At 44.0% G+C, this 25823-nt stretch carries 32 protein-coding genes; 12 read left to right on the top strand and 20 right to left on the bottom strand.

Annotation, left to right across the window (positions count from 1 at the left end; translation table 11 throughout):
- From EYS05_RS08860 to mobQ, 5 genes are all read left to right on the top strand, one after another.
- The gene (locus tag EYS05_RS08860) at positions 1-384 is read left to right on the top strand and encodes a hypothetical protein (protein WP_005428271.1); all 384 of its coding nucleotides are present in this window, start codon (positions 1-3) and stop codon (positions 382-384) included.
- Positions 385-408: 24 nt separating this feature from the next.
- On the top strand, positions 409-1125 hold the full coding sequence (locus tag EYS05_RS08855; RefSeq protein WP_005428274.1) for a replication initiator protein A: 717 nt from the start codon (positions 409-411) through the stop codon (positions 1123-1125).
- On the top strand, positions 1122-1979 hold the full coding sequence (locus tag EYS05_RS08850) for an ATP-binding protein (protein WP_005428275.1): 858 nt from the start codon (positions 1122-1124) through the stop codon (positions 1977-1979). The genes EYS05_RS08855 and EYS05_RS08850 overlap by 4 nt, the downstream gene beginning before the upstream one ends.
- 169 nt (positions 1980-2148) lie before the next feature.
- Positions 2149-2370, top strand: coding sequence for a hypothetical protein (locus EYS05_RS08845; RefSeq protein ID WP_005428277.1), 222 nt, complete (start codon positions 2149-2151; stop codon positions 2368-2370).
- Between the two features lie 135 nt (positions 2371-2505).
- A complete protein-coding gene (gene mobQ / locus EYS05_RS08840; RefSeq protein ID WP_023924145.1) occupies positions 2506-4215 on the top strand; it encodes a MobQ family relaxase in 1710 nt (569 codons plus the stop codon).
- 411 nt (positions 4216-4626) lie between these two features.
- On the opposite strand, the gene EYS05_RS08835 is transcribed toward mobQ, so the two are convergent.
- Both EYS05_RS08835 and EYS05_RS08830 read right to left on the bottom strand, forming a co-directional pair.
- Entirely contained in the window at positions 4627-5292 is a 666-nt protein-coding gene (locus tag EYS05_RS08835) for a PBECR4 domain-containing protein (protein WP_005428282.1), read from the bottom strand.
- Positions 5293-5601: 309 nt separating this feature from the next.
- A complete protein-coding gene (locus tag EYS05_RS08830; protein ID WP_005428283.1) occupies positions 5602-5982 on the bottom strand; it encodes a TnpV protein in 381 nt (126 codons plus the stop codon).
- A 156-nt stretch (positions 5983-6138) separates the two neighbouring features.
- Here EYS05_RS08830 and EYS05_RS17470 point away from each other — a divergent pair, with 156 nt between their 5' ends.
- The gene (locus EYS05_RS17470; RefSeq protein ID WP_005428285.1) at positions 6139-6309 is read left to right on the top strand and encodes a hypothetical protein; all 171 of its coding nucleotides are present in this window, start codon (positions 6139-6141) and stop codon (positions 6307-6309) included.
- A 54-nt stretch (positions 6310-6363) separates the two neighbouring features.
- Here EYS05_RS17470 and EYS05_RS08825 read toward each other — a convergent pair whose 3' ends face one another.
- Positions 6364-7200 (bottom strand): S8 family serine peptidase, encoded by an 837-nt coding sequence (locus tag EYS05_RS08825; protein ID WP_118512634.1) that lies wholly within the window; start codon positions 7198-7200, stop codon positions 6364-6366.
- Between the two features lie 201 nt (positions 7201-7401).
- Here EYS05_RS08825 and fliB point away from each other — a divergent pair, with 201 nt between their 5' ends.
- The gene (gene fliB, locus EYS05_RS08820; protein WP_138277032.1) at positions 7402-8550 is read left to right on the top strand and encodes a flagellin lysine-N-methylase; all 1149 of its coding nucleotides are present in this window, start codon (positions 7402-7404) and stop codon (positions 8548-8550) included.
- 32 nt (positions 8551-8582) lie between these two features.
- Entirely contained in the window at positions 8583-8900 is a 318-nt protein-coding gene (locus EYS05_RS08815; RefSeq protein WP_118512636.1) for a LysR family transcriptional regulator substrate-binding protein, read from the top strand.
- Between the two features lie 90 nt (positions 8901-8990).
- Here EYS05_RS08815 and EYS05_RS08810 read toward each other — a convergent pair whose 3' ends face one another.
- The 12 genes from EYS05_RS08810 to EYS05_RS08760 all read right to left on the bottom strand — a co-directional run bounded on the left by EYS05_RS08810 (position 8991) and on the right by EYS05_RS08760 (position 16167).
- The gene (locus tag EYS05_RS08810; protein ID WP_138277031.1) at positions 8991-9812 is read right to left on the bottom strand and encodes a protein-ADP-ribose hydrolase; all 822 of its coding nucleotides are present in this window, start codon (positions 9810-9812) and stop codon (positions 8991-8993) included.
- Positions 9813-9911: 99 nt separating this feature from the next.
- Positions 9912-10892 (bottom strand): Sir2 family NAD-dependent protein deacetylase, encoded by a 981-nt coding sequence (locus tag EYS05_RS08805; protein ID WP_138277030.1) that lies wholly within the window; start codon positions 10890-10892, stop codon positions 9912-9914.
- A gap of 226 nt (positions 10893-11118) precedes the next feature.
- Entirely contained in the window at positions 11119-11514 is a 396-nt protein-coding gene (locus EYS05_RS08800; protein WP_138277029.1) for a pyridoxamine 5'-phosphate oxidase family protein, read from the bottom strand.
- Positions 11515-11821: 307 nt separating this feature from the next.
- On the bottom strand, positions 11822-12253 hold the full coding sequence (locus EYS05_RS08795; RefSeq protein WP_118512640.1) for an Rrf2 family transcriptional regulator: 432 nt from the start codon (positions 12251-12253) through the stop codon (positions 11822-11824).
- A 90-nt stretch (positions 12254-12343) separates the two neighbouring features.
- Positions 12344-12961, bottom strand: a complete 618-nt coding sequence (locus tag EYS05_RS08790) for a flavodoxin family protein (RefSeq protein ID WP_138277028.1) — start codon at positions 12959-12961, stop codon at positions 12344-12346.
- An 84-nt stretch (positions 12962-13045) separates the two neighbouring features.
- Positions 13046-13267 (bottom strand): hypothetical protein, encoded by a 222-nt coding sequence (locus EYS05_RS08785; RefSeq protein WP_118512642.1) that lies wholly within the window; start codon positions 13265-13267, stop codon positions 13046-13048.
- Positions 13268-13422: 155 nt separating this feature from the next.
- Complete coding sequence (locus EYS05_RS08780) at positions 13423-14028, bottom strand: hydrolase (protein WP_138277027.1); 606 nt, start codon at positions 14026-14028, stop codon at positions 13423-13425.
- A gap of 47 nt (positions 14029-14075) precedes the next feature.
- Entirely contained in the window at positions 14076-14573 is a 498-nt protein-coding gene (locus EYS05_RS08775; protein WP_138277026.1) for a nitroreductase family protein, read from the bottom strand.
- A gap of 90 nt (positions 14574-14663) precedes the next feature.
- A complete protein-coding gene (locus tag EYS05_RS08770; protein WP_138277706.1) occupies positions 14664-15200 on the bottom strand; it encodes a methylated-DNA--[protein]-cysteine S-methyltransferase in 537 nt (178 codons plus the stop codon).
- A gap of 65 nt (positions 15201-15265) precedes the next feature.
- A complete protein-coding gene (locus EYS05_RS17805) occupies positions 15266-15388 on the bottom strand; it encodes a hypothetical protein (protein WP_256372094.1) in 123 nt (40 codons plus the stop codon).
- Between the two features lie 45 nt (positions 15389-15433).
- A complete protein-coding gene (locus EYS05_RS08765; protein WP_243119067.1) occupies positions 15434-15808 on the bottom strand; it encodes an MATE family efflux transporter in 375 nt (124 codons plus the stop codon).
- 38 nt (positions 15809-15846) lie between these two features.
- Positions 15847-16167 carry an MATE family efflux transporter gene (locus EYS05_RS08760; RefSeq protein ID WP_138277024.1) on the bottom strand — a complete coding sequence of 107 codons (321 nt, stop codon included), beginning with the start codon at positions 16165-16167 and terminating at the stop codon, positions 15847-15849.
- 297 nt (positions 16168-16464) lie between these two features.
- Here EYS05_RS08760 and EYS05_RS08755 point away from each other — a divergent pair, with 297 nt between their 5' ends.
- From EYS05_RS08755 to EYS05_RS17665, 3 genes are read left to right on the top strand one after another with little or no spacing between them, the layout of a single operon-like run.
- On the top strand, positions 16465-16680 hold the full coding sequence (locus EYS05_RS08755; protein WP_118512644.1) for a FeoA family protein: 216 nt from the start codon (positions 16465-16467) through the stop codon (positions 16678-16680).
- 48 nt (positions 16681-16728) lie between these two features.
- Positions 16729-18327, top strand: coding sequence for a diguanylate cyclase domain-containing protein (locus EYS05_RS08750; RefSeq protein ID WP_138277023.1), 1599 nt, complete (start codon positions 16729-16731; stop codon positions 18325-18327).
- The gene (locus EYS05_RS17665) at positions 18276-18521 is read left to right on the top strand and encodes an EAL domain-containing protein (protein ID WP_243119295.1); all 246 of its coding nucleotides are present in this window, start codon (positions 18276-18278) and stop codon (positions 18519-18521) included. The genes EYS05_RS08750 and EYS05_RS17665 overlap by 52 nt, the downstream gene beginning before the upstream one ends.
- A 48-nt stretch (positions 18522-18569) precedes the next feature.
- Here EYS05_RS17665 and EYS05_RS08740 read toward each other — a convergent pair whose 3' ends face one another.
- From EYS05_RS08740 to EYS05_RS08725, 4 genes are all read right to left on the bottom strand, one after another.
- Positions 18570-19934: an MFS transporter gene (locus EYS05_RS08740; RefSeq protein WP_138277021.1), complete on the bottom strand. Its 1365-nt coding sequence runs from the start codon at positions 19932-19934 to the stop codon at positions 18570-18572.
- A 101-nt stretch (positions 19935-20035) separates the two neighbouring features.
- Positions 20036-21064, bottom strand: coding sequence for a zinc-dependent alcohol dehydrogenase (locus EYS05_RS08735; protein WP_118623290.1), 1029 nt, complete (start codon positions 21062-21064; stop codon positions 20036-20038).
- A 301-nt stretch (positions 21065-21365) separates the two neighbouring features.
- Positions 21366-22472, bottom strand: a complete 1107-nt coding sequence (locus tag EYS05_RS08730) for an ROK family transcriptional regulator (protein ID WP_118512648.1) — start codon at positions 22470-22472, stop codon at positions 21366-21368.
- 78 nt (positions 22473-22550) lie between these two features.
- Positions 22551-23735 carry an SAM-dependent methyltransferase gene (locus EYS05_RS08725; protein WP_114001789.1) on the bottom strand — a complete coding sequence of 395 codons (1185 nt, stop codon included), beginning with the start codon at positions 23733-23735 and terminating at the stop codon, positions 22551-22553.
- Between the two features lie 336 nt (positions 23736-24071).
- Between EYS05_RS08725 and EYS05_RS08720 the strand changes: the two genes are divergently transcribed.
- Positions 24072-24593: a hypothetical protein gene (locus EYS05_RS08720; RefSeq protein ID WP_118623288.1), complete on the top strand. Its 522-nt coding sequence runs from the start codon at positions 24072-24074 to the stop codon at positions 24591-24593.
- A gap of 499 nt (positions 24594-25092) precedes the next feature.
- Here EYS05_RS08720 and EYS05_RS08715 read toward each other — a convergent pair whose 3' ends face one another.
- Positions 25093-25704: an NUDIX hydrolase gene (locus EYS05_RS08715; RefSeq protein ID WP_138277020.1), complete on the bottom strand. Its 612-nt coding sequence runs from the start codon at positions 25702-25704 to the stop codon at positions 25093-25095.
- Positions 25705-25823: the final 119 nt, after the last annotated feature.

Below are 25823 nucleotides of genomic sequence, written 5' to 3'. Positions count from 1 at the left end.
ATGCAGAACCATATCCGCAACACAAACCTGCGATTTAATCTGGACAAAGACCAGCAGCGGAGAGCCTGGGAATATTTACAGACGATGGACAGACAGAATTTTAAATCTTACAGCCAGGTAATCTCCCTTGCACTGGTCGATTATTTTGACCGCTACTACCGCACTCAGGCTGATCCCTATCTGGAAACAAGGGAACGGGAAGAACTTTTTGTGAAACAGATTGTAGAAGCAGTAGAACACAGCCTGAAACAGTCATTGCCGATTTTTCTGTCCGGGCTGACTGCAGGCATGTTGGAAAGGGAATCCCCCATCAGGATGCCCTTTCCAGCTCCTGAAAAAGAACAGCCGGATCGTGATATAGACTGGGATTTTCTTGGAGAATAAACCATTGTGATTGGAGGTGAACACATGACGGACTTTCTGACAGCAGACACAAGCCTGCCATCTTATATGATGTTTCCCCGTTTTCTTCTGGACATGGAAATAAACGAAACTGCCAAAATGCTTTATATGATCCTGCTCGACCGTGCAAGGCTTTCCCAGAAAAATGAGGGCTGGTCAGATACAAATGGTCATGTGTTCCTCTACTTTACGATTGAAGCACTGGCAGAAGTTCTCCACAAAAGCCAGATGACGGTGAAAACTGCTCTGGCAGTACTGGAAAAACAAGAGCTTATCTTCCGAAAACGGCAGGGACCCGGACACCCTAATCGGATCTATGTAAAAATCCCGAAAGAAACCCTCAGCAATACAGACAGAATTCTTTCCTCAAGACAGACAGAAAACTGTCCTATTGACAGACAGGATTCTTTCCCTGATACAGACAGAAAACTGTCCAGTAATAAGAAAGAGATAAAAAAGAACCATTTAACAATAAGAGGGAGTAAAGAGCCACGCTCACCCTATGGAACATTTCAAAATGTTTTTCTGTCAGAGACGGAGCTGGAAAATATCCGGCAGACAATCCCTGACTGGCAGGACTATATGGAACGCTTATCCGGTTATATGGCTTCTACCGGAAAGCAATACCAAAACCATGCAGCTACCATCATCCGTTGGGCAAGACAGGATCATCCTGTTTCCCGGCAACGAAATTATGAAAGTGAGGAATACGAAACATTATGACAACATTTACAGAAAAACCAACAGCTATCACACCAAACAGAGAGCTTCAGTCTGATGAATATTTTAACGAAACAAATCACCTGATCTACTGTTCCAAATGCAATACGCCAAGACAGTGCAGGCATGAATTACAGGGAAAGGTTCTTATTCCTTCCATCCGCTGTAAGTGCCAGCAGGAGATCTTTGAACAGGAGGAAGCCCAGAGAAAACTTCATGAAAAGCAAATGGAAATAGAGCATCTCAAAACCAGCGGCTTACAGGACAAATCACTTTATGACTACACCTTTGCCAAAGATAACGGCAGCAATCCGGAAATGAAACTTGCACACAATTATGTAAGTAACTGGGAAGAGATGAAAGCAAACGCTTCCGGACTTCTCATCTGGGGCGATGTCGGTACTGGAAAATCTTTCTTTGCAGGCTGCATTGCCAATGCCCTTCTGGAAAAAGGCGTCCCGGTACTGATGACCAACTTTTCCCGGATTCTGAATACCCTTACCGGAATGCATTTTGAAGACAGGAATCAGTTCATCCACAGCTTAAACCGCTACAGCCTTCTGATCATTGATGACCTCGGAATTGAACGGAACTCTGACTTTGCACTGGAACAGGTATTCAATGTGATTGACAGCCGTTACCGCAGTAAAAAGCCCCTGATCATAACAACCAATCTCACTTTATCAGAGCTGAATAACGCCGCTGATATCGCACACAAGCGAATTTATGACCGGATTCTGGAGAGATGTGTTCCCATCCGTATCAATAACCGGAATATCCGTCAGGACAATGCAACAGCTAATTTAAAAAAAACGAAAAAAATTCTGTTAGATAATCACACTTCAAACCAGAGTTGAAACAAAGCAGCATCGCACAATAACTATTTTTCACTGACAGTAGTACTACTTTCTTTTCTTATTTATCACCAGAGACATGCCACTGTCAGTTATCTAAAACTATAGTACTAAACCACAAGATTTTAAAACTAAATCGCCCGGATACGGGCATAAAAAGGAGGTGCCAGATATGGCAAATAAAAGAATTATGACACCAGAAGAAAAAGTGCTTTTACAGGCAAAACACAGACTGGAAGAAATCGAAGCAAGAAACCGTAAAAAGGAACGTAATGCCAGAACACGCAGATTGATTCAAGAAGGAGCGATTCTGGAAAGCATTGCTCCACATATTAAAGAAATGGATTTAGATACCCTAAAGCGGGAGCTGATGCTCCGGCTAAGAGGAATGTAAATACACAAGTTCTACTCCCGAAGGGCGCACTTACTCACCACCCGATAAATCGGGCGGTGGTATCCCCTACGGGGCTCGTGCGCTCTGCCGAGGGCTATCCGCTGTTGCAGGCAACATCGAAAGGAGGTGCCAGATATGGCAATTTATCATATGCAAGCCAAGGTCGTCAGCCGTGGTTCCGGGCGGTCTGCTGTCGCTGCATCTGCTTATATGAGCTGTAGCCGCATATACAATGATTACGATGGCATCCAGCATGACTACACCCGAAAACATGGACTGATCTATCAGGAAGTAATGCTTCCCCCTATGGCTCCGCCTAAATGGAAAAACCGGGAGCAACTCTGGAATGCTGTAGAAGCTGCTGAAAAAACAAAAGACAGCCGACTGGCAAGAGAATTTGTTGTCGCACTCCCTATTGAGTTGGATAAAGACAGCAATATTTCTCTTCTTCAGAATTTTATTCAAAAGAATTTTGTAGATATGGGAATGTGTGCCGATTTCGCCATTCACGATACAGATGGTCACAATCCCCATGCACACATTCTACTTACTGTCCGTCCATTAAACGAAAACGGAACATGGCAGTATAAAACCGAAAAAGAATATCTATGCATCAAAGATGGAGAGGAAAAGGGATTTACTGCTTCTGAATTTAAGGATGCTCAGAAAGAGGGCTGGGAAAAACAGTATCGTTATAAAGCTGGGAAAAAGAAAGTATATCTGACTCCCTCGGCAGCACAGGAGAAAGGTTATGAACGTATCGACAAACATCCAAAAAGCACCCGGTATGGCAGACAAAACCCGATTTCCGAACAATGGAACAGTGAGGAACAGCTCTGCCTCTGGAGAGCAAACTGGGCAGATGCCGTAAATAAAATGCTTGCCCTTAATCAGATAAATGCCGCCATTGATCACCGCAGTTTTGCAGCTCAGGGAATCACTGAACAGCCAACCATCCACGAAGGCTACATTGCCCAGAATATGGAAAAGAAAGGCATGATAGCAGACCGGTGTGAAATCAACCGTCGGGTTCGTGCGGATAACAGAATACTACGGGAATTAAAAACACAGATAAAAAAATTGGTTCAAGCTGTCGAAAAATCTATTCCGGTAATTGCAGAAACATTAGAAGCAATCCGCAATCATATGATTTTTACACAATATCATTTACTTCATAATGAAATGCAAAAAGAAGTGATCCATGACTGGATGCAGCATTTTCGTCCTATCCTAAATAAATATGATACCATTAAGAAAAAGCTCAAAGCGAAAGTTACTGAAAAGAAAGAACTAAATGTGCAAAAAAGTAAAACCAGTATTCTAAATCCTTTCCAGCATATAAAGTTAAACCAGCAGCTTACAACCGTAACAGAAGAAATCGAGGAACTGAAATCTGCCAAAGAACAGCTGCTGTTTCAGGCTGAATGCTCCACAGAGAAAGATATGGCGAGCCTTTCCAGAAAATACGACCAGATGGATAAGAATCTGGATATTCTCGATTCTCAGGATATGGCTCTCAAAGAGCAGCTTGAAAAAGATGCTGTCGCTTTCCAAGAGGAAAAACTCCGGCCTAAACCAGAGCAATATACAGAATTACTGGATGCCAGAATCCAGATACGACCTACTTTCCGAGAGAAACTGATTGAGCAGCTCAAAGGTACTTTTGGTGAATATTATGACTATCACTATCGTGATATCGCAACCCATGAAGTGGATGATCTCAATATGGAAGATCCCTATAGCTTCTCTCATCGTACCTGGGAACTTGAATATCAGAGGAAACAGGAATTGCAAAAAAAACATCCTGTTCAATCCAGGCAAAAATCGCACAACACAGAACTATAATGTTTAAACTACTAATATAAAAAATATCCCGTTTTCTCAAAACAGTTATATTGCTTCATCCCAATAATTCACAAACTGCTAACCACCGAGCAAAAGTGAGGCACAAAGTGCGTAAGCATAATTTGATTTCTTTCCGCTTACGCACTCTCTTTTTATCTTGAGCAAAAAATTCCTACTTTGTAAAGCCAACAAATGGGGTTTGGGGGGCTCCCAAAGTGCGTTTGGATATCCAAACGCTATGCTTGCAAAACCAGTTCCACTAATTTCCCTCGATACTCCCTTCTTCTAAAATCAATGATAATTATAACATTGCCAATTTTGTAAAGTAATAATCAACTTAAAATATAGACGACAAACAATAAAACCATGATACTGTTACAAAAAGCAGTAGCATGGTTTCTTTATATTTCATTATAGATTTTCTCTATCTATCATATTTTCTATTGTTTCTGAGAAACAACACTCTTTCAAATCAATACTTTTGTCCATCTTCACAAGATTTGTATATTTCTCATCTGTATAGTGTTTTGATATTACAGCAAATACTTTATATGTAGGCTGTGCTGTTACATCTCTGATGTCCTTTTTCAGCAATGTGTTCGGTACATTTAATTTCGTATTTTTATCTTTTACGAAGCCAATACAACCACATATATTCCCGGCAGCTTTTTCTGTATATAATTTCGGTCCTCGATCTGTAAATTCTCCTATCATTGTTACGTTTTTCTTAATAAGCATCATACGTTCCAATATATCCAATTTTTGCCCCGTAGAGCCATCTTTTGCAAAAACAAAATCATTTTCTGTTAATCGCTTATCCAGGCATTTCTGGTAAAAATGAATTGCAGAAGCTGTCTCTTTTTTATTCAATCGAACTCCTGTCAAATGTAAAAAATTGTATCTATGGAAAACAACTTCATATCCCTGTACAGATGACAAAATCTTATTACTTTCCTGTAATTGCTTATTCACCTCTTTCGGTAAGCCATATAGGAACAAAACCTTCTGATCCTCAAGATGTTCTTTATATAGTTGTGCCGCTTTTGTCATAATCTGAATTGCACGTCTTTTGTCCATAACTTAATCCTTATCCCATAAAATTTAGAGAAGGGAATGTTCACGCCGCAGCACTAAACATTCCCTTCTCATGGTTGATTTTTCCGTTGTCTGCCAACCTCCAGCACCTTCGTCTGGAAAATATCAGGTTTTTCCGTTGCCTGCCAACCTCCGACACCTTCGTTCGGAAAACGTATCAGATTTTAGGTGTCAACCCACCGCTGATGCACAGCTTTTCTAATTACATTTTACACGAACTATGTGGAAAATGCAATTACAATTTTATCTTATGATGCCCTGCTACATTTTATACACTATTTATCTTACATTTCATTCTTGATAAATTATCTCTTTATCCACAATCTCCCTCGCACATACTTGTATATTGTTCATTCTTCCTATCCATTCCAAGACATTTTCCACCTTTAGCTGTTCTGTAATGCCTTGTGCCTGTTTCATCTGTTCTACAAGTCTTTCAAAGCGTTCCTGTGCCTGTTCTTCTATATCAGCCAAATAACCATTCAGCCTGCCGCTTGTAAGCATATTCAGATATAGCAATCTGCGGTATTCCTTCAAATACCGCAAATGTCTTTGTCCCCATACACCGACAACCCTTTGTTCTTCTTCCTTCGGTAAGGTAAGAGCAGGGATAAGATAATCCCCATGTCTGATATAAGTACCGCCCATCTCTTCAAAAATTGTTTTCTTCATTGTCTGTTCTACCTTTCTTATCGTTCTCTATTCATAGATTTTCTTTACGACCGTTCCAATTTTACAGTAACAATAATTCTTCAATTTTCAGTTCACATTGCCCCTCCCGAAGAAGTATGATAGAATAATTCTATTAAATTGAATCGGAGGTGCCACATGGCTATCAGTTCCAACAATATTCAGGTCTATACTACTTTGTCCAAAGAACTGGTTGCTGAGATTGATAAGGATGCAAAAGCGAACTATCGTACACGTTCCCAGCAGATTAACATGATCCTGACCGAGTATTATAAGACTCAAACAACAACCAAACATGAATCCGAGTAAAACACTGAATTGCCTGAAAACACAGGAAATATCAGTGTTTTCTTATGTTTTCCCTTAATTATAAGGTTCATGAGACCCATAATTATTCCCAAAACTCAGATTGATCACCAACGGCCGATTTAGTTCCAGCGCCTTCCTCATCAGATAGTCGATTCCCTGGATCAGTTCCGTTGTCCTGGGAAAAGAATTCTCCTTTGGAATTCCCATTTTCACAACCAGGAGATCACTTTCATAGGCAACGCCTCTGTTCACACCACCGGAAGCCCTTCCGTTTCCGGCTGCGATTCCAAGCACAGCAGTCCCGTGTCCGCTGATATCCACAGACGGAACAAGGCGTCTGCCCTGGTTTTCTCCAAGTGCAAGCGCCTCATCAATTTCTTCTTTCGTATATTCTGTTCCTGCCCCATATCCTGCCGGTGGTTTTCCCGGAATTCCCTGATCCCATAGATACAGGATCCGGCTGCTTCCATCCTCATTTCGAAAATCAGGGTGGAAATAATCAACACCGGAATCCACGATTCCCATAAGGATTCCTTCTCCGGTCAACCCTTCCGCTCCGGTCTGTACCGCCTGGATGCAGCTGGCTGTTTTTCCCTGAAACACTTCAAAATAAAGTTGTTTTGGTTTTTCCATAAAGATCACATTTTCTCGGTCAGAATAGCTGTCGATCTCACGCTCCGGAAAAGTAACAACTGCATAGTTTCCCAGAAGCGGAACTGCCTGTATTCCCTCTCCGGAAAGCTCCTCCTCCCTGCCTGTGTATTTCACGATCACATCCCAGGTTTTCCCAGCAGGATCATATCCTGTGTTCAGATTTCCGGATTTCTGGCGTTCCTCTTCTGTAGCATCCAGGGCTAGATTTAAAAGATTGTCAATTTTCTGATCTGGCATGATAAGCTCGCTTCTTTGATTCCTTACTTTACTATACACAGTTAGCCCACATTAATTAACTTGAAAAGCTTATCAGATTACATGACAATTTCCAGTTCTCATTCTTAACACTGTCAGGATATCACGCTTCATTTCTGTTGTAGTTTCTTTTATGCAGTGCTATAATTCCAGGTAAAATTTACAACCTTCGGGAGAACTATTATGCAAATCACGAAACCTACTTTTTGTAATGAATTTTCCTGCATCGCAGGCAGCTGTCCGGATACCTGCTGTGCCGGCTGGCAGATCATGATCGATCAAAACAGTCTCAAAAAATACCGCCACTGCAAAGGAGCTTTTCGCAACCGCCTTCTGAATGACATCGACTGGAAGGAACATTCTTTCCGTCATTATCAAAAACGCTGTGCATTTCTGAACGAAGATAATCTCTGTGATATCTACAGCGAAGCGGGCAAAGATATGCTCTGCGATACCTGCCGTAAATACCCGAGGCATATCGAAGAATTTGAGGGACTTCGGGAATTGTCTCTGTCTCTTTCCTGCCCGGAAGCCGCCAGAATCTTTCTCAGCCACAAAGAAAAAATCACATTCCGGACTGTGGAAAAGGAAACTCCAGAAGAGACTTATGACGACTTCGACTATTTCCTTTTCACCGCGCTGATGGACACCAGAGACTATCTCTTCTCCGTGATCCAGGACCGTTCCGTTCCCTGTGCGTTACGCCGCCGGAAGCTTCTGGCCTGCGGCCATGATTTTCAGCTCTGTCTGGACCGGAACAAATTGTTTCAATGGGAAACGATCCGCAGTCGTCATCAAAATTCTGCTTTCGGAGATTCCTTCCAGAAAAAACTCCACAAGTGGATCACTGCCAAAAAGCCTTCTGCTGACCTGCGAAAAAACATATGGAAAACCATCATTCCTCAAATGGAAGTTCTCCGCTCTGGCTGGCATGATTACCTCTTGGAAACCTTAACCCCGTTATATACCGCCTGTGATACCGAACAACAATACCAGGATGTCTGTCTTGAATTCGAAACCTTTTATCCGGACTGGAAGATTCAGGAAGAACAGCTCCTGCTCTATTGGATCTACACGTATTTCTGCGGGGCCGTATATGATGAACAGATCTTCGCCAAAGTAAAAATGGCAGTTATCTGCACCTTCATGATCCACGAGCTGGCAATGGGAACCTGGCTTTTGCAGCAAAAGCAGTTTTCCTTTCCAGATCTGGTCTCAATCTGTTACCGTTTTTCCAGGGAGCTGGAACACTCTGACCAGAATCTTAATAAAATGGAAGAACTTCTTGATTGGGAATCAATTTTTTCTCTGGAAAATCTGCTGGAAATATAAAGGGTAATTAAAGTTGTTGAAGGGCGCTCTTCGTGAGGGGCAAACTTGAGGGTGTTGCTAGAATAGCCTGCCAGAACGCCAATTTTGTACCAAATATCGTTTTTACCAGCCACAGAACCGATTCCATTCTGGACATGGTGACTAATCAGGCCTGTGTGGCCCTGCTGATGGATGTTCACGTCCAGCTTCCCGAGAACGGTCCCAGACCCAGCTACTCTCCCTGGCGTGCCATTCCCATCACACCAGCGATCTCTTCACAGCTGTCCCTGTGCTACCGCAGCGACAGACCTCTTTCCAGAACAGCCCAGCTGTTTGTGGATCTCTGTAATGATAAACTATTTAAAAAATAAAATAACAGCCCCGCAGAAGGCATGGCATACAATAACCGTATGCAGTCTTCAGCGAGGCTGTTTTCATAAAGCCAGGAGCTGACCGGATACTTAAAACTGATTTTTATAATACTCCAGATCCATATCCTTAAACACATTAAAGATCACCCGGTCAAAAGCATCTCCTTGTTTTTCCAGAAAGGCTTCTGTGGTGTTCACAGCGATCTCTGCTGCTTCTTTGTTGGGAAAATGGAACTCTCCGGTGGAGATACAGCAGAACGCTACGGATCGGATATTGTTTTCCAGGCAGCAGTTCAGCACACTTTCGTAACAGTTTTTCAGATCCTGCCGTAACTTGTCCGTGACTTCGTAGTAAACAATAGGCCCCACCGTATGGATCACATGCTCCGCCGGAAGGTTATAGCCACCGGTCACCATGGCCTGTCCGGTTGGTTCTTCATAGGATCTTCCGTAGCGGATCCGTTTCTGGTTCATCTGGCGGCTGCACTCTGCACGAAGCTCCACTCCCGCAGCCGAATGGATCGCATTGTCAATACATCTGTGGCAGGGCACAAAACAGCCCAGCATCTGGGAGTTGGCTGCATTGACGATAGCTCCCACCTGAAGTCTGGTGATATCGCCCTGCCAGATAGAGATTTTTTCCGCAAAAGGCACAGTACTGTGGTACGCCTCTTTTACCGTCGGAATCTGATCCAGGGTTACGATTCCTTTTTCCCTGGCATCTTCCTTCAGGAATTCATCCTGCACCTTCAGGATTTCTTCATCCATATGCCGGGGCATGCGAATGTTCATGAGAGAACGAAGGATTCTTCTTTTTTCTGCATCGTTGTCCGAGACCTTAAGGTTCCTGTATTCTCCGGAATCTTCTTTGAATTTTTCCACAAGATAATCAAGACGCTGTTTCTGATCCATATGTCCTCCTTCTGTTATTTACCAGTTCTGTTTTGACCTGCCTGTAACACTTCCGCAGATTTTTCCCATTGGGCACTTTGGTTTCTGTTGGGTTTTATATCAGCTGTCCTGCAAATGATCTGCGGATATCTTTTTTATTTCTATTGTAATATCCCGTAAGCTGTCGCACAAGTCACGATTGATTCCGATTCCACGTTCTCCGAAGCTTTCCGGTATCACAGCCTCGTCTCTGTTCAGGCGGATCAGCTCTGTATTTTTGTGCTCACGTACCATTTTTTCAAAAGGAAAGCGAATAATAGATGGTGTGTTAAAACCAACGCCCAGCTCCAGCAGTACAGCCTTGCCTTTTTTCAGCTGTTTCAGATACTTTCCATAATTTTCCGCAGCCTCATTCCACTGCTCATCCTCCACAAAATACTGGTCGCATCGGAGATTCATAGCCATAGGGCCGCCGCATACCGGACATTTCGGCACCATATAAGAAGGAATCTTACAGTCCTTTTCTGCCTGAACCATCTGGGCAAACATGGAAACGGCATCATAGGTCCTGGGATGACATCCCTTCATGCACTGGATCCGGCCATAATCTCCCTGTGTGGCAAAGATCCTCTCTTCCGAAAATCCGGCTTTCTGAAACTGGTGATCCACATTGGTGGTCAGCACAAAATAGTCTTTTTCTTTCACCAGGTCAAAAAGCTGCTGATACAGTGGCAAAGCCGGTGGTTTGATACGGTTTACATAAGAATGTCTGCACCAGTAACCCCAGCGCTCTTCCTCTGTCTGAAATGGATAAAAACCGGCAGAATACATATCCTGCAGCCCGTATTTTTTTATAAAATCGCTGAAATTTTCCTGAAAGCGTTTCCCGCTGTAGGTAAGACCGGCCGCTGCAGAAAGGCCGGCACCTGCTCCGATCAGCACATGATCTGCTTCCTTCAGATATGCCGAAGCCTGTGTGATCTGTTCCTCATAGGGCTCCTTCTGAAATATATAATCTCTTGCGGGTATCCCGCATAAAAACTGTGCCCAGTCCACTTTTTTCTGCCTCCTTATGATATGAAGATGTTTACGGATCTCCATAGCTTACCTTCTTTCCACTGCTCCGAAAGGACAGACCTCCATGCAGTTCCTGTGAAATGTATCTGTTGTAAATGTCCGATTTTTATGTATTGGAAATGTTACTGTTCACAGAGTGAACAGTAACCAGGAAATTCCTGCGTCCATTGAATGAGGAATGAATGCAGGAATTTGCCTTGGTGCTATCGGGAGTCTGTTATGACATAGAATCAATTGGGTGTTGATTCAATTAGAATTCATATGGCGGGTTTCCGGAGAAGTCTGCGATCAGACCATGTGGGTTCTCAAGGTAGAATACCTCAAAGATCGGGTTCTCAGCAGTCTCATACTGACCTTTGACAATAGGATTCTCCATGCAGGCTACCTTTACTTCATGGTTGTCCTCAAAAACAGCTTTTCCGTGAAGACGGATCCATGCGTACTCCGGATTAGATACGGAAACCTCGATCTCCGGGTTTGCCTGCATATCCTTGTAAACATCCTTGGTATTGTTTGTGCAGAACCAGAGCTTTCCGTCTTTCTCAAAACAGAACATGAACGGGCGGCATTTCGCCTTTCCATCGCGTCCTACAGTTGCCAGATACTGTACCGGGTTTGCCTGTAAAAATTCTACTACTTTTTTCATGATCGTTTTCTCCTTTATTCTTATTATTCGCATCAATAACATTTTCTTATAATCATGACCGGCCAGTCATTGTTGTAACCTTCTTTATTACATCAAGTAATATAGCATCGTTTTATTGTAATGTCAATAGTTACAACTAGATTTTTTATATTTTTTCTCAAGTGCTTTTTTATACCATGAAATATCACTGATCAATTTCCCCAAATATAAAAAACCGCTACTCAGCAGATTTCATAACTTCTCTGCTTGGTAGCGGCTTATCATTTCTGTGATGCGCTTTCGCGATTCTGTTCTGTTTTATCTTTTACTACTGAAGATATTTCTCCAGATCTTCTTTCACATCCTCCAAAGTGATAGACTGAAGCTCCCGCTCCATTGCGTCCTGCACCTGCTGCAGCTTATCATCCAGGATATTGTGGATATTTTTTCCTACCGGACACTGCGGGTTGGGATTCTCGTGGAAGTGAAAGAGCTTGTTGTCTTCCACACACTCCACCGCTTTATATATATCCAGAAATGTGATTTCTGATAACGGTCTGGTAATGGTAGTTCCGCCGGTTCCCCTGGCAACCTGCACCAGACCGGCAGCCTTCAGCTGCAGAAGGATCTTGCGGATGATCACCGGATTTACATTGGTACTGCCCGCAATAAAATCACTGGTTACTTTATATTCATTCTGAAACGTATCAATGCATGTAAAAATGTGCACTGCTAACGTAAATCTGCTGGATATCTGCATTCTTCTTCACCTCTTCTGTTTTTTCTTATCATATATCCTTCCCGTTGTAATGTCAATGATTACAGTAAGGTGAAGATCAAAATCACCTCGTCATCTGATAAAATGAGTAAATGCCCGTTCTTCTGTTTCCGGAAGCCCGAATTTTTCTTTTCCCAGGGCAATGCTCTTCATGAGGAATGTCATGTTTCTGGCGAGGACACGCATGGTCTGCTTACCTTCCTCATCCTGTTCTGCTTCTCCCTGCTCCCGTCCATGAATGGAATTCCAGTACTGGCTGGATGCGATGGGCATATTTGAGATGGTGAAAAATTTGTTCAGCTCATCAAAGGTGGCGGAACATCCGCCACGTCTTGCACAGACAACGCTGGCACCTACCTTCATGGTCTTGTCAAAATGGGTGCTGTAAAAAAGTCTGGTAAGAACAGCAACCAGTGTGGCATTGGCAGAAGCAAAATAGACCGGACTGGCAACTACAAGACCGTCTGCTTCTTCAAATTTCGGCGCCAGTTCATTTACGATGTCATCAAAAACACATTTTCCAAGCTCGTAGCAGCGCTGACAGGCAATGCAGCTCCGGACCTCTTTATGACCTACCCGCACGATCTCGACTTCCACGCCTTCCTGTTCGAAGACCTTTTTCATTTCTTCCAGAGCAAGTGCTGTATTTCCCTTTACCCTGGGACTTCCGTTAAGCATTAATACTTTCATGTTTTGTTCCTCCTTATACATAACTGCCTTCCATTTCGACAAAAAAACAGCATCTGCAGCTTCTTTTCTGCAGACGCTGTTTTTTTATTCTGTAAATGTATATCTTACCATGTAACCGTTTCCGTCACCGGTTACGATCACCACATCCCCGTCCGGATTCTGCGCTGTATCGATCACCGGAAATCTTCCGTTCTGTTTCACATAAGCTTCCGGGCTCTCAATCTCCGCTTCAATGATCTCCTGCTGGGAATGACGCTCGCCGCCGCATGGATTGATCGTTTCAATAATGATCTCGTATTCTTTCATGTTATCCACCTCTTCCTGTTTTCTTAACTTACTACGATAAATGCCTGTTTGAATTTTATACAGATTCTATCTTTTATTTTACCGCAGAAAAGTTTTTTCTGCAAAAGGCTTCTTTCACAAAACACCCTTCTCAGCATTGGTGATTTTTACTATTCTTATACTTCTTCCGCTTCCATCTCTTTCTGAATATCATCTTCGCTGTCTGCCATAGCCTGCAGTGTCATGGTAAGAAGCTTGGCAAGATCCCATCCCAGCTGATCAGCACCACGCTGGATCACCTCTCTGGAGCAGCCGGCTGCGAAGCCTTTGCTCTTATATTTCTTTTTGAGGGATTTCAGTTCCATGTCCTTGGTGCTTTTTGACGGACGCATCAGCGCTGCTGCCCAGATCAGTCCTGTCAGCTCATCTGCCGCAAAGAGAACTTTTTCCATTTCATGCTCCGGTTCCGTCTCAATGGTTTTTCCACAGCCAACGGTAATTCCGTAGCCATGGGAAACCACTGCATGAATGATATCCTCTCCCACACCAGCCTCACGAAGAAGCTCCGGTGCTTTCAGACAGTGTTCCTCCGGATAAAGTTCAAAATCAATGTCATGGAACAGTCCTACAATGCCCCAGTACTCTGCGTCATCTCCATATCCCAGCTCTTTTGCGTACCACTTCATCACTGCCTCAACTGTCAGTGCGTGCTGAATATGAAAAGGGTCTTTGTTGTATTTTTTTAATAAAACAAATGCTTCATCTCTTGCGATATGTTCCATTTTTTGTTCCTCGATTCTGTCATTATGTTTCTTCACAGTCAGCTGTTTTATTCCACGAAATGGATCCTGCTTTCATCAAACCGGTTCTGCTGTTCTCTTTTTTCTGCCGGATAGCCCAGGGCAAACAGAGAAAATACCTCCACGTTTTCCGGAAGCTCCAGCATGTCATGAACCTCATCCATGCGGTCCTGCATCGGTGCGATTCCGATCCACACGCCACCAAGTCCCAGTGCATCCGTTTCCAACCAGATATTCTCCTGGGCAATGGACATATCGATCTGTGCCATAGACTGTATCACCAGGCCTTCTTTGCGATATACCGGAACGATCACGACAGGCGCGCCTGCCGCACAGCCGGAATAGGGTGTCGCACCGGAAAGCTTCCTGATCTTCTCTTTATCTGTTACCACATAAAATTCCCAGGGCTGCTGATTGCATGCGCTTGGAGCCTGCATACCTGCTTTCAGGATCTGCAGGATCTTTTCTTTCTCTACCGGTCTGTCTTCATATTTTCGGATACTTACTCTGTGAAAAATATTCTCCATGATGATTCCTCCCGTACAAAATTTTTATTTATTTTATCATAATTATAAAAGAATCAACAGTGCATATTTCTGAAAACGTTTTCTGTTTTTCTACAGTGCCGTTCCCTTCTTCGGAACAAAAAATCCGGTTATATCTGTTTTTTCCAGTTTCAGAAGCGCGATCTTCTTGTCGATCCCGCCGGCATATCCGGTGAGACTTCCGTTACTTCCTACCACACGATGGCAGGGAATGATAATGGATATCTTATTATGACCCACCGCTCCTCCTACCGCCTGCGCGGACATTTTTTTCACGCCCCGCTGTGCGGCAAGCTGTCCGGCGATCTCACCGTAGGTGATCGTCCGGCCGTAAGGAATCCTGCGCAGGATCTCCCACACCGCACATTGAAATTCCGTTCCCACCGGATGAAGCGCCGGCATAAAATCCGGCTCTTTTCCCTGAAAATAAATATCCAGCCAGCGCTTTGTTTCTTTCAGCACCGGCGCTTCTTCCTGCCTGCATTCTTCTTTTTTTATCTGGGCAGCATAGTATTTCTGCCCTTCCAGCCACAGACCGGTAAGACCTTTTTCATCTGCCGCAAGAAAGATCGTTCCCAGTGGTGACTGATAATCCGTTGTATAGGTCATAGCATTTTCCTCTTTTTTCATATAAGTACATTTCCATTACCATAATAATCCCGTACCATATCACTTTATACACGCTGCTTCTTTTTCAGATACAGCATGCAGCCAAGGCAAAGCGCGATCTGCTGCGCAGAGGACATTGGTGTCGCCAGACCGATATCAAACAGTGTCGCTTCCGGCTGGCGGCTCATAAACCAGGATACCGGAACACGGACACAGAAAGCGCCCAGGATTCCCTAGATCATCACAAACTTTGTCAGACCGATTCCATTATAGAAACCGATGTAGCAGAAAAAGATCGCCGTAAGCATGCAGTCAATGGCATAGGCTTTCAGATAATCTGCCGCCGCATCAATAACCATGGTATCCGACGAGAAGATTCCCGCCAGAGCACCTCCATGGAAAAATGACAGGAAAAACATTCCCACGCCGATGGCAAAAGAAACTGCCACACCATAATGCAGCGCTTTTTTCGCACAGTCCATCCGTCCTGCGCCGTAATTCTGAGCCACAAAAGCAGAGATGGACTGCATAAATGCTGAGGAGATCAGCATGATAAACGCGCAGACTTTTTCCGCAACTCCCACTCCTGCGGAAGCTGTCACATCCATGGAATTCACGATGGCAAGAATGATCAGGAAGGAAATACTTACCAGCAGATCCGTACATAATCCACAGTCTTGTCAAAGGCTTCTTCCGGCGCATTCATGATACTGCTGACCTGAGGCGCAAAAATCACAAGGATCACAGTCATGATCAGCGCGATCACTCCGAACATCACAATGGCAGTTCCCACCGTCCGACCTCCCTTTTTCCGCTCTCCACAGCCAATCTGCTGCCCCAGCAGAACCGTAGTTCCCATGGCAAAGCTGCTCACAAGATTAGTCAGCGGCTTCAGGATCTTGCCCTGGGTGATTGAACCGCCAAAGAAGCCTATTGTCAGCTCTTCTCCTCTTTCGGCGCGCTGCATACAGCGAAAAAGTCTGCTGAAATCTTATTTTACCGTATCCATTTTTCTATCTCCCCTGCTGCATTTTTATTCATCTTCCTTATACGCCTGTCGGCTAAACAATTTCTAAACATTCTTATATTTATTGACGATATTTTTTTATCATATCACAAACTGCTCTGCCTGTCGTCCCATATAAAACTGCTTTGAAAAATTTCACTCAAAAGTAACACTCTGCAAACCATTGACATATCTTTTCTTTGCGATATAATGTTAGTTAAAACTAATTTAAAATAAAACCATTTTGTCGGAGGAACTATGCCACTGAATTTAGCTGATATCAACACAGATTATATCATTCAAAAAATATGCGGCAATGAAAACGAACGCCATCATCTGGAAACGCTTGGTTTTCTTGAAGGAGCAACGGTACGGATTCTGTCGATTCTTTTCGGCTCTTATATTGTACGAATCCAGGAAAGCAAGATCGGCATCAATCAGGACTTTGCCAAAATGATCATCGTGCAAGTCTGAAATACTCTGCCATTTTATCAGTAAACAACAAGGAGATTTATTTAATTTATGAAAAAAGAAAAAAGTGTACTTCATCTTTGTGAATGCACCCTGCTGGCGCTTGTAATCCTGCTGATCATTGACCTGTATCTCCTGAAATTTCTTCAGGAACCCGGTGTTTCTTATTATCCTATGCTCCGGCTTATGGAAATTGCACTGGCTCTGCTTGTGGTGACTCTTGCCCTTTCCCTGATTCAGAGAGAGCTGCTTTCCCGCCTTATCGTAAAAGCCTTCCGTGATATCACCGGTGTCCACAATAAAACTTCCCTGGAAAAACTGATTCTGGAGCTAAATAACCGTCCGAGTACCTTTGGCATCGGTGTCATGATGTTCGATCTGAATGATCTGAAATATGTCAATGACACCTACGGGCATGAAAAAGGAGACGAATTTATCCAGTCCTTCTCCTACTGTCTGACGCGCATCCTTAATTCTGACAGTTTCCTTGCCCGTTACGGAGGAGATGAATTTATCATCATCCAACAGAATACTTCTGAAGCCTCTCTTCGACAGATGGCCCGAAAACTGAATTCCCTTGTACAGGAATATAATAGCAGAACCACCCTTCCGCTAAGCTATGCCATCGGTTACGAGGTCAGCTATCAAAATCACTACTTTATGATGCAGGATCTTATTAATGCGGCAGATCAGAAAATGTATCAGGATAAAGCGCATAAGAAAATTGCAGCAAATAAAAAATTTTCTTCCCGTTCCGTTTCTGCAGGCACTGCAATTCCCACGATTTCTTCTGAAACTCTTTCCGAAAAGATTCGGCAGATTCAGAGTAATACCGGAAACACCCATTCCCTTGCTCTGATCTCCACTGATGTGGAAAACTTTCATTTTATCAATGATAAATATGGATATTCCCTGGGAAATGAGATTCTGAACATGGTCTATGAAGAAATTGCCGGTGCACCTTTTACCATTTTTACCACTCGTTTTTTCTCGGATGTTTTTATCAGCATTGCAGATATTTCTGATCTTACAAATGATGCATTTCTTTCAGAGATCCAAGCTCTTGACCGAAAAATCTGCAAGCGTATGAGAAATACCTTCCATGTAAATTTTTTCCGTACCAACTCCGGAATCTGCCTTGTTCCTGATGCCGATACCACTCCGGAAACTATCCTTTCCTGTGCAAATGTAGCCCGTAGACTTTCCAAAAAAATGCTTTCTCCTTGCTGTATTTATTCTGATGAGATCGACCGCCAGGAAAAAATGCAGGCCGAGATTCTCCACTCTTTTCATCAGGCACTGAAAAACGAGGAATTTCAAATATATTTTCAGCCCAAAGTAACTCCCCAAAATGGAAATATCTCCAGTGCGGAAGTTCTGGTTCGATGGATTCGTGACCAAAAAATGCTATGGTCACCAGCTGTATATATTCCTCTTTTTGAGCAAAACGGCTTTGTGATCCGCCTGGATTATTATGTTTATGAAAAAACCTTCCGTTGGCTTCAGGAATCTGTGGAATTTCTTCCCGAAAATTTTCGTCTGTCCTTAAATGTTTCTCCTCTTCATTTCGAAGAACCGGAAAACTTTGTAAAAAAGATCTGCTCTTTAATGAAGTTAAGATCGACCGAAAATTCCTGGGGGATTCTCTGACTGAAAACACCCAGATCGTTCTCCAGGAAGTTTTCCATATGCTGAAACGTATGGGAAAATCTATCGTATGCGAAGGTGTGGAAACAAAAGAAATTGCAGAATTTTTAAAAGCAGAGGGCTGTGACGAAATCCAGGGCTTTCTGTATTACCGGCCTATGTGCCAAAAGGATTTTGAAACACTTCTCCATATATAAAGCAAAGCTCCCGGACAGCCACATCCGGGAGCTTTTATGGTTCTCATATTATCCTCTTTTTCCATATTTCAGATCTTCCACGATCTCATTGTATCTTTTTCTGTTCAATCTGTAGAAGAACAGCACCACTGCCGTAACGATCCACAGGATTCCGGGGATCGTGGTAAAGGAATGTTTCATGATGCTGAGCACGGCTGAATTCTGGGCCTGGTTTGCCACATAACCGTATTTTCCCAGAAGCGCCGCAAGGAGCGCTGTTCCGATCGCCATTCCAATCTTGTTTCCGAGGGATACGAACGCATACTGGAAACCATCGTTGCGAAGACCTGTTTTCCATTCTCCGTATTCCACGCAGTCCGGTATGATCGCATAGATTGCCGTGTTAAATCCGGAGAAAAAGAACTGTGTGATTCCTGCCAGGGCGTAAAAGGCAGCCGGAGATTCTTTTACATTAAAGAAATACATGGCAAGCATGGAAATTCCGGTAAGGAGCGCAAACAGAGACGCTGTCCGCCCTTTGTTGTTCAGTTTCCGGAAGACCGGCTGAAAGCAGGCAGCTCCGATAATGGACGGAATGATGATACACATGGAGTAAGTTGTATAGTAAGATGCGTTTCCCTCCACATAGGTAAAGTAATACAGAACATCCGCGTTTCTTCCGTAAAGAGTGAAACCAAACAGTACCTGTCCCACCAGTGCCAGAAGATATGGCCGGTTCTGCATGACTGCTTTCAGCTGAACCCGGATGGATATCTTTTCTTTTTCCGGTGTGGTCACCTGCTCCTTTGTTTTTGCAAAGCAGAAAATATGACATGCCGCAAAAATGCATCCGTAAATGATGGCTACCAGAAGATAACCTGTCTTCTGACTGCTGCTTCCCAGTTTTCCGATCAAAGGCACAGTAATGATGTTGATAATTCCGATAGCGATCATAGCCGCAACCGAACGGGACGTATTGATCTTCGCCCGCTCATCAATGTCCTGTGTCATTGCGCCGCAAAGCGTTCCGTATGGAATGTTTACACAGGTATATCCCAACACCAGCAGGCAGTATGTGATCACCATATAGATGATCTTGGATGTATCCGACCAGTCCGGATGTGCCCAGAACGTCATCATCAGAAGGATCGCTGTAACAGGCGCCGCAATGAGCAGCCACGGACGGTACCGTCCCCATCTGGTCTTCGTCTTATCCGTAAGTCCTCCGACAATGGGATCGTTGATCGCATCCCAGAATCTTGAGAACAGCATCAGCGCTGAAACAGCCGTCATACTGATCCCGAATACATCTGTATAAAATATCATCAAAAAATTACTGACAAACATCCAGCTGAAATTACAGCCTACATCACCAAAACCATACGCGATCTTACTGATCAGCGGTACCTTTCCGTATCTGTCTTCACTACCCATAACTCCTCCTGTTTTTCGTTACTCCTCGTTTACTGCTTATCGCTTATATCTCTCCCGGACAGCCACATCCGGGAGATTTCCTGTTAGTACATTTCCTGGTGTTATTTCTCCTGCACGTTGATGATAACCTTCATGGTTGTCTCACGGTTGGCATCAATATACTGGTAAGCCTTGAGATAATCCTTAAAGGCAAAGGTCTTGGAGATCAGCGGTCTTAAATGAACCTTCTCTGCATTCACAAGATCGATGGCATCCACATAGTCATCATGACGGTACATCATCGTGCTCTTGATATCCAGCTCATGGTCATTGGCAACTGCCAGGTCAATGGTGGCCATATCCGCAAAAACAGCTACCAGCACGATCACGCTGCCTTTTCTTGCGTATTTGATCGCCTGTCCCATGGTGATGTTATTTCCGGCACAGTCATAGATCACATCTGCTTTATCCGGGCCAAAGGCTTCCACCATAGCCTCACCAAAATCTTTCTCCTTGGTATTTACGCACACATCAATACCGCACTCTTTCGCTTTCTCAAGGCGAAGATCACTGACATCCGTGATCATAACCTTCGCAGCGCCCATTCCTTTGGCACTCTGTGCCACCAGATTTCCAATGGGGCCGGCACCAAGAACAGCAATATTCATCCCCTTCACATCGCCCATCTGTTTCACTGCGTGAACAGCAACTGCCAGAGGCTCGATCATCGCACCTTCCTCATAAGACATTTCCTCCGGGATCGGTGTGACCTTGGAAGCGTCTACCGCAAAATACTCGGAAGCTGTTCCTGTTGTCTGGAAGCCCATAACCTTCAGCTCTTCGCAGAGATTATATTTGCCGTGGCGGCATGGATAACAATGTCCGCAGTATACCTGTGGCTCGATCGTTACCTTCTGTCCTACCTGAAAGCCTGTGACATTCTTTCCCAGCTCTGTAATCTCACCGGACACCTCATGTCCCTGTGTCACCGGATACTTGGTAAAAGGATGCTTGCCGTGATATACATGAATATCGGAACCGCAGATACCAATGTTCATGATCTTAACGAGAACCTGGTCATCTCCCACCTTCGGAACCGGAACCTCTCTGAAAATAATCTCTCCTGGATTTGTCATTACCTGCTGGATCATAATGTTTTTCCTCCTTGTTTATTATGTATTATCTTTTATTAATTGTTTTATTAAAGTAATTACATTATTGTTCTTTTGAGAGGATTTGTCAATAGGGTTTCCGGTGATTCTCCCTGTTGAACAAATTCGATCCGGTTTTTTTATGCACATTTCACTATCCACCACATAAAAAAAGAACCCGCAGCTCCGGCAAGGTTCTTCCATGCCGGAGCTGCAGATTCTTTTCTCTGCATGATTCGTATTCTCTATGCATTTGGTCAATCGGATATTCGCACCCCCGCAGGGGACTTACTTGATTCGGTTAAATATTTTTGATTAGCTCATGAAAAAAGTGCTTCGCCGCGCCAACTGCAGATGCTTCCTTCCGGTAGCTGCAGTTCTTAAGATATCTGGTATCACGGTCAAAACCATTGTACTCCATCACTTTTTCTCCGAGAGGCAGCATATGATCCGGCAGATATCCGCCAACCTCGCCGCCCAGGATAATATCCATATCATAAGCCATCCGGAGATTGGAGATCAGTACGGCAAGATGGTCCAGATACTCTCCCCATTTTTCAGAGGCATCTGCTTCTCCTGCGGAAAGACTGTCCATAAACTGTTCCAAAGACTCATAGCGCTCACCGGTCAGCGCGCTGGATGCACAGTAAGCGTCTGCGCATCCCTTCTTGCCGCAGTAACACGGTCTGCCACCCGGAACCAGGATCATATGGCCAAATTCACCGGCCTTCTGATTTTGCCCGGCAAACAGTTTCCCGTCAATACAGAAAGCACCGCCAAGCGTATTATTAAGAGACAGATAGATCGCGTCCTGATACAGATGAAGATCTTCCGCCAGCATAGCTGCATTCGCGTCATTTTCAAAATAAACAGGACAGGAAAAAGCCTGCTCCAGAAAACTGAGGCTGTAATTTTCGATCTTAAGCGCATGCGATTTCACAACAAGATGCTGCTCCCGACTGATGATCCCGGGAATTGAGATTCCGATTCCAAGCAGCTTCTCAGGAGCTTCCATATCTCCCAGAAAATCTTTGACCAGGGAAGACAACTCCAGGCAGTAAGAAGTCTCCGGAGAAAACTTCATTCTTACACGCTCTGTCTTCTCAACCTCTGACCGCATATTTACCAGGACCATCCCGACATGATTCGCCGTGATCATAATTCCTGCTGCATAACGGTAAGAAGGATTAATGCCGATACTTTTCGCCTTTCTGCCTCCTGTGGATGCATACTCCCCGGTCTCTACAAGAACACCGCTCTCCATCAGTTCATTTACGTTGGACAGCACAGTCGGCATACTCATATTCAGGTTTTTGGAAAGCTCCACCTTTGAGGTGCTCCGGTTATTCATCACATAGGTGATGATCCTGGATCTTGTATTGTTTTTTTTCTCTGCTTTTCCTGCCATATCAAACCTCTTGATTGCTTTTATTAATTATTTTATAAAAGTATGATATTCCTTTCCGGCAGATTTGTAAAGAGAAAATCAATACCAGCGGGTCATTGGCAGATCATTGTTCACACCCTTGGTCATAAGAATCTGGTGAAGATCGATAATTCCGTTGTGGAAGGTTGCCGCACATGCTGACAGGTACAGATCCCACATACGCAGGAACTCTTCGTCAAACATAGTCTTTTCTTTTTCAATATTGTCCCGGAAATTCTTTTCCCAGTGAAGCAATGTCTTATTGTAATGCAGACGGAGATTTTCGATATCCAGGGTATGGAAATTGTCCTCTGCCATATGGTTCAGGATCTCACGTAAGCTCGGAACAGTTCCGCCTGGGAAAATATATTTCTTGACCCACGGGTCACCCGGATGCTCCTTCAGAGCACTGATAAAGTGAAGCAGAAACAGTCCGCCCGGCTTCAGAACCTTTTCCACACAATCAAGAAACAGCTGATAATTATCACGTCCAACATGCTCCAGCATACCGACACTGACAACACGGTCAAACTGATACTCCTTCTTCGGCAGATCACGGTAATCCATCAGCTCTACCGTAAGATAATCTTCCAGACCCTGCTCCTTGATCCGTCTCTGAAATTCTGCATACTGTTCATGACTTAAGGTGATACCGGTACCATGAACCTTATATTTCTTAGCTGCCTCGATCAGCAGAAAGCCCCAGCCGCAGCCGATATCTAAAAGACTCATACCCTCTTCCAGATGTAATTTTTTAAGAATATAATCAACTTTATTTACCTGCGCCTGATACAACGTATCATCCTCATGGATAAAATACCCGCAGGAATAACTCATAGTCTCATCCAGCCAAAGTTTATAAAAGTCATTTCCAATATCATAATGGCTGGTTACTTCCTTTTCCTGGTTCTTCTTTGATGTTGAACTGAACATGATCTTTTTCAGAGCAGATTCATTGGTAGAAAATTTTCCCATCTGACCCAGAAAATGATCCAGCGCTTCATAAAGATTTCCCTCGATATCCAGATCTCCACGCATATACGCCTCACCCAGTGCAAGGGATGTGCTCTTCATCAGATCTGCCAGAGGAATCGCTTTCTTAAAATTCACCGTAAATGTAGGTTCACCCTCTCCGATGTGATACTCGGAATTCTTGAACTTTACCAGAAATGGATAATCTGTAAAGCGTTCAAGGAACTGCACCATTGCTTTCTCTTCAGTCTTCTCCTGTAATGTCTCAAACATAATAGTCTACCTCCTTTAACACTGCATATGATACACCCGGAGGAAGGCTTTATGTCAAGGGAGATATACGACAAAATTCCATCAATAAAATGGGGATATTTGGTAAATTTCTCACTTACACTTAGTGAAATAAACTAGATATTTACAATCCATTTTTAAACAAGCCGGTAAAAACACTGATATTTTTAAGACACATCTGTTAATTATATATCACTTTTCAATAATCGCCTTTGTATTTTACGTATTTTTTATTGCTTTATATACAATTCAGACTTATAATAAAAGATACAAAAAAAGAGCGAAAACCATATAAAATTCAACACTGGAGGGAACATTATGAACGAAGAACTTTTTAATGAAGCATCAAAATCCAATATTCTGTCAAAACAGCTGGTCGACAAGCTTCAGGAAAGCATGACCTACAGCAGCATCTCCTTCATCAATTGGACCATCGAAGTCCTCAAACTCCTGAAAGCCCGCATCGAACGCGGCGACAAGATCAAAGATGAGACCACCGGCGTGATCTACGATTTCTACACCTTCCGCCAATTTGTAGAAACCAACTTCTCCACCTACATCACCGGTCAGGTCTTCAACACCTCCATCCGGTCCCAGAAAGTCTACTTCACCCTAGAATCCTGCCCAGGCGGCTACAACCTTCTCATGGCAGACTCCGGCAACGAAAAAACCTACCGCTGGATCTCCAGCTTAAGCAAACGCTTCTCCCTGGTAGAAATGATCGCCACCGGAATCGTCTACGTCAAAGACAACCGGACCGACACCTACCAGCCATTTATCTCCGAAAACGGCAAATACTGCAAATACAACAAAGACCTTGGAAAACTCATAGAACTCTGATCAAAACGGGGAATCCGCAGCCGCAGATTCCCCGTTTTCCCCAGCCATCCAGCGCAGCGCTGATGGCCACCCCTCTCGTCAAACCACAAGGAAACTCAGCCTTTCCTCCCAGCCGTCCAGCGCAGCGCCGATGGCCCCCTCTCGTCAAACCACAAGGAAACTCAGCCTTTCCTCCCAGCCGTCCAGCGCAGCGCTGACGGCTCATCCAACTCCCGTCATGCCACCATACTATCAACACTCCCCACGAGATTTAACACGTCTCACGGCCAACGCACAGCCAGTAAGGGGCTTCTTTCCAGACTGACTCTGCAGGAGGGGAGCTGATTCTTAGGTGGCGGAAATCTGCGTTGCTTCAAAAAATCTCGCTGTTTGAGCGGCTTCAGACGCGAGTTCGAGATTATTTGAAGCGCTTTTAGCAGAATTCCGGCACCTTAGAAGCCAGCCCCCGACGAAGCCCCAGTCTGGAAAGAAGCCCCTCGCTGGCGTCCCCTTCCATCATTTAAATCTCCCCAAGGAACCCAAACGGCTCCTCATCCTTCAAAAAGTGCATCAACATATATGCACACATAATAGCAACCCTCTCCTCCTTCAAAATCCTTCGCACTTCATCTCTGTCAGCAATAACAACTTCAATCTCTTCACTATCCTCCTGAGCAGCCTTACTAACCTCACCACTGGCATACCCATAAACCGTAGCACAAGATTCATCCGTCATCCCAATCGTCGTAAAATACGGCTTCTCAAAAGCCTCCGCAACCTTGATCGGCTCCAGCTTCAACCCGGTCTCCTCAAACATCTCCCGCACGGCACCCTCATGGAAATCCTCCCCAGGCTCCACAAGTCCCGCCGGAAACTCATAAATATACCCGCCGATCGTATACCGATACTGACGGATCAGCACAACCTTATCCCTCTGCTCTCCATAAATACTGTAAATGATCACCCCGTCCGGATGATTCTCCCCCGTAGAAAGCTTCAAATCCTCCACACACTTCGCCCTGGAAGCCACAAAATAAGAAACCGGCGTATCATGTACACTGGTCGCATCCACCCCATAAAGATTCACGAACTTATTATCTGTAAGTTTTTTCACATTGTTGATCTTACCCATCTGAAAAGCTCCTTCCCGAAATTTTTTTCTAAAAACATTTTATCCCATCCAAAACCAAAGGTCAATTTTTTATACTTACACTCACTTCACAATAGTGCTATAATAAATACCCTACTATA

The sequence above is a fragment of the Blautia sp. SC05B48 genome (assembly GCF_005848555.1).
In the GTDB taxonomy this organism is placed as follows: domain Bacteria; phylum Bacillota; class Clostridia; order Lachnospirales; family Lachnospiraceae; genus Blautia_A.
This window is presented reverse-complemented; position numbering and strand designations above follow the sequence as displayed.

Coding starts and splice junctions, on each gene's coding strand:
- EYS05_RS08860 (WP_005428271.1), top strand. CDS start 1: ATGCAGAACCATATCCGCAACACAAACCTGCGATTTAATCTGGACAAA.
- EYS05_RS08855 (WP_005428274.1), top strand. CDS start 409: ATGACGGACTTTCTGACAGCAGACACAAGCCTGCCATCTTATATGATG.
- EYS05_RS08850 (WP_005428275.1), top strand. CDS start 1,122: ATGACAACATTTACAGAAAAACCAACAGCTATCACACCAAACAGAGAG.
- EYS05_RS08845 (WP_005428277.1), top strand. CDS start 2,149: ATGGCAAATAAAAGAATTATGACACCAGAAGAAAAAGTGCTTTTACAG.
- mobQ (WP_023924145.1), top strand. CDS start 2,506: ATGGCAATTTATCATATGCAAGCCAAGGTCGTCAGCCGTGGTTCCGGG.
- EYS05_RS08835 (WP_005428282.1), bottom strand. CDS start 5,292: ATGGACAAAAGACGTGCAATTCAGATTATGACAAAAGCGGCACAACTA.
- EYS05_RS08830 (WP_005428283.1), bottom strand. CDS start 5,982: ATGAAGAAAACAATTTTTGAAGAGATGGGCGGTACTTATATCAGACAT.
- EYS05_RS17470 (WP_005428285.1), top strand. CDS start 6,139: ATGGCTATCAGTTCCAACAATATTCAGGTCTATACTACTTTGTCCAAA.
- EYS05_RS08825 (WP_118512634.1), bottom strand. CDS start 7,200: ATGCCAGATCAGAAAATTGACAATCTTTTAAATCTAGCCCTGGATGCT.
- fliB (WP_138277032.1), top strand. CDS start 7,402: ATGCAAATCACGAAACCTACTTTTTGTAATGAATTTTCCTGCATCGCA.
- EYS05_RS08810 (WP_138277031.1), bottom strand. CDS start 9,812: ATGGATCAGAAACAGCGTCTTGATTATCTTGTGGAAAAATTCAAAGAA.
- EYS05_RS08805 (WP_138277030.1), bottom strand. CDS start 10,892: ATGGAGATCCGTAAACATCTTCATATCATAAGGAGGCAGAAAAAAGTG.
- EYS05_RS08800 (WP_138277029.1), bottom strand. CDS start 11,514: ATGAAAAAAGTAGTAGAATTTTTACAGGCAAACCCGGTACAGTATCTG.
- EYS05_RS08795 (WP_118512640.1), bottom strand. CDS start 12,253: ATGCAGATATCCAGCAGATTTACGTTAGCAGTGCACATTTTTACATGC.
- EYS05_RS08790 (WP_138277028.1), bottom strand. CDS start 12,961: ATGAAAGTATTAATGCTTAACGGAAGTCCCAGGGTAAAGGGAAATACA.
- EYS05_RS08785 (WP_118512642.1), bottom strand. CDS start 13,267: ATGAAAGAATACGAGATCATTATTGAAACGATCAATCCATGCGGCGGC.
- EYS05_RS08780 (WP_138277027.1), bottom strand. CDS start 14,028: ATGGAACATATCGCAAGAGATGAAGCATTTGTTTTATTAAAAAAATAC.
- EYS05_RS08775 (WP_138277026.1), bottom strand. CDS start 14,573: ATGGAGAATATTTTTCACAGAGTAAGTATCCGAAAATATGAAGACAGA.
- EYS05_RS08770 (WP_138277706.1), bottom strand. CDS start 15,200: ATGACCTATACAACGGATTATCAGTCACCACTGGGAACGATCTTTCTT.
- EYS05_RS17805 (WP_256372094.1), bottom strand. CDS start 15,388: ATGAGCCGCCAGCCGGAAGCGACACTGTTTGATATCGGTCTGGCGACA.
- EYS05_RS08765 (WP_243119067.1), bottom strand. CDS start 15,808: ATGGATGTGACAGCTTCCGCAGGAGTGGGAGTTGCGGAAAAAGTCTGC.
- EYS05_RS08760 (WP_138277024.1), bottom strand. CDS start 16,167: ATGCAGCGCGCCGAAAGAGGAGAAGAGCTGACAATAGGCTTCTTTGGC.
- EYS05_RS08755 (WP_118512644.1), top strand. CDS start 16,465: ATGCCACTGAATTTAGCTGATATCAACACAGATTATATCATTCAAAAA.
- EYS05_RS08750 (WP_138277023.1), top strand. CDS start 16,729: ATGAAAAAAGAAAAAAGTGTACTTCATCTTTGTGAATGCACCCTGCTG.
- EYS05_RS08740 (WP_138277021.1), bottom strand. CDS start 19,934: ATGGGTAGTGAAGACAGATACGGAAAGGTACCGCTGATCAGTAAGATC.
- EYS05_RS08735 (WP_118623290.1), bottom strand. CDS start 21,064: ATGATCCAGCAGGTAATGACAAATCCAGGAGAGATTATTTTCAGAGAG.
- EYS05_RS08730 (WP_118512648.1), bottom strand. CDS start 22,472: ATGGCAGGAAAAGCAGAGAAAAAAAACAATACAAGATCCAGGATCATC.
- EYS05_RS08725 (WP_114001789.1), bottom strand. CDS start 23,735: ATGTTTGAGACATTACAGGAGAAGACTGAAGAGAAAGCAATGGTGCAG.
- EYS05_RS08720 (WP_118623288.1), top strand. CDS start 24,072: ATGAACGAAGAACTTTTTAATGAAGCATCAAAATCCAATATTCTGTCA.
- EYS05_RS08715 (WP_138277020.1), bottom strand. CDS start 25,704: ATGGGTAAGATCAACAATGTGAAAAAACTTACAGATAATAAGTTCGTG.